The sequence below is a fragment of the Enterococcus sp. C74 genome (assembly GCF_040887125.1).
Lineage (GTDB): Bacteria > Bacillota > Bacilli > Lactobacillales > Enterococcaceae > Enterococcus_B > Enterococcus_B hirae.
In genome coordinates this window covers 1-1,132 of the sequence record NZ_JBFOFA010000029.1, presented here as the reverse complement: position 1 = coordinate 1,132, position 1,132 = coordinate 1, and the positions used below count along the sequence as shown (strand labels likewise).

1 protein-coding gene is annotated in these 1,132 nt (G+C 34.6%); it reads left to right on the top strand.

Annotated features, from left to right (window positions below; all coding sequences use genetic code 11):
- Window positions 1–937, top strand: a 937-nt coding sequence (locus AB3H93_RS14115; RefSeq protein WP_368020735.1) for a hypothetical protein, incomplete at its 5' end; no start/stop codon positions are given.
- Window positions 938–1,132 lie beyond the last annotated feature (195 nt).

Sequence of the window (1,132 nt, the reverse complement as noted above, 5' to 3'; positions counted from 1 at the left end):
TTTTTTGAGAGGAAGGTGGAAACTTATCGTTACTTTTATTCAACAAAAATGGAAAAAAACGAAACAATTTTTTGTCGAGCATGCGGATCAATTTTATCGTATGGCTCTTTTTTTTACGATAGGAATGGTCTTATTTTTTTCAGTACCTTCCATTCTTTTAGGGACAGAAAAAGATTTAGCGGACACGCCTATCGGTGTGAATCATAGCCTTTCTTTGAATGATCTAACCCTTACACAATTAGAACGAGGCTATAACGAAAAGACACATTATGCCGAGATATTATTGAAAGCAGATGGAACAATGCCAGAAGGTGGAAAGTTAGAAATGATTGCTTCTGAATCAAAAACAGAACAAGAAATTCCGCATCATTTGATCCGTTTAACAGAGAACTATTATTTGATTCAGCTCTCTCAGATTCCAGAAAATTGGAAATCAATCGTCATTGATATTGGTATTGTTTCTCCAACAAATCCTGATTTCGATCCAAAAAGTATTCAAGATTTATTTGAAAACTATGGTCGAAAAGAAGTCGATCCAGATGAAGAAACTGTACAAGGTGCTTTGTTTATGAATCGAAAAAAAGTACCAGAAGATCCACAGGCAAAACCACAAAATGAGGACAAGTATTTGGCAAAATGTTTAAAGTTACAAATCAAAGAATCAGAAAAATTGATCCAAACAAATAAAGATTTGATTCGTCAAAGTCAAAAATTTATTGAAGGAATTGAGAGGGAAATCAATGAGTTAGAAAGCGAAAAGAAATACGAGACGAAGACAGAAGTTGAAGAAACCAATCAAGAAATTCAAACGAAACAATCGCAAATTAGTGAGTATGAGACAAAAATTACTGAAGCAAAATCTAACAATGAGGAATTGCAGGAGAAGATCCAAAAGCTTCATGAACAGATTCAAGATTATCACAAAAAAGAGAAGTGATTTTTTCCAATTTATTTCAAAGTACCCCTCACAAAAACTGTTAAACGGCTCACAAAAATTGTTTTTTGGTTAACAGAATTTGTGTAACCCTCACAAAAATTGTGAAAACGGCTATTTTAGGGGGTACCTCAAAAAGCCCGACACTGTCGGGTTGGGGGACGTTTAGGCCCCCCTTTTTGTCTTATGCTCTTGCAT